The 429-nt window shown below is 35.2% G+C and carries 1 protein-coding gene; it reads right to left on the bottom strand.

The genetic code is table 11. The annotated features are described in order from the left end of the window. Positions 1 to 322, bottom strand: a 322-nt coding sequence (locus E1176_RS00155) for a fumarylacetoacetate hydrolase family protein (RefSeq protein ID WP_185152455.1), incomplete at its 3' end; no start/stop codon positions are given. Between the last annotated feature and the right edge of the window lie 107 nt (positions 323 to 429).

Here is a 429-nt window from a genome sequence, read left to right as displayed (position 1 = left end):
AGCCCTTGGCTATGTCCCATGGCAATCCTTTGTCCTTAGCTTTTTGCTGCAAATCTCGTGCTGTAAAATCAATGCCAAGGCCAATCTGGTCATAATATTTTTGAGCAAATTTTTCCTGAATGTTTTTCCCTTCTCTACCTATTTTAAGCACCAGCTCGACTTCATAATGTATGTCTTTGCTAAAATCAGGATAGTAAAAAGCCTGATTATTTTTCAATAAAGCAGTATCTGGTTTGGTGAAAATTACGGGTTCATCGGGCCTTTCATTATTGAGCTCTTTGATGTGCTCGCTGTAGTTACGGCCTATGGCAAATATTTTCATGTGCTATAATTGTCTCTGTGAGAATCGGTAATTTAGTTATGTTTTAATTGTTCAAACAATCTTAAATACCTTATCGTTATTTTATCTATAAAACTGAGCATTTTTTT

It is taken from the genome of Fulvivirga aurantia (assembly GCF_009711475.1).
In the GTDB taxonomy this organism is placed as follows: Bacteria; Bacteroidota; Bacteroidia; order Cytophagales; family Cyclobacteriaceae; genus Fulvivirga; species Fulvivirga aurantia.
Note: the sequence above shows the minus strand (reverse complement) of the source record. Positions and strands in the feature narration are given on the sequence as shown.